A 306-nucleotide genomic window follows, 5' to 3' on the forward strand; every position below is an offset into this window, starting at 1 on the left:
CAACGAGCCTGTCATCAATGATGATTTCGCCGCTTTTGCCGAATATTACGGCTGTGCGGTCTATCCCGCCCGTGTGCGTCATCCCAAAGACAAGGCTTTGGTAGAGAATGCCGTAAAGCTCCTCTACCGTTCCATTTACCTTGACATAGAGGGAATGACATTCTCCGGCCTGGAGGAACTCAATACCGCCATCCGTGTCTCCCTGCTTGATTTCAATGAAAAGGTGATGGCCGGACGGGAGGTGTCACGCAAGGAAATGTTCCTTCAGGGAGAGAAGGATTATCTTCGGCCGCTTCCCGTGAAACA

Annotated in this window: 1 pseudogene; it reads left to right on the forward strand. The window is 51.6% G+C overall.

Annotated elements, in window-relative coordinates:
* Window positions 1–306 (forward strand): annotated as a pseudogene (locus M3090_RS15755) (IS21 family transposase); the annotation flags it as partial.

Source organism: Bacteroides sp. ET71, from assembly GCF_023336905.1.
Taxonomy (GTDB): domain Bacteria; phylum Bacteroidota; class Bacteroidia; order Bacteroidales; family Bacteroidaceae; genus Bacteroides.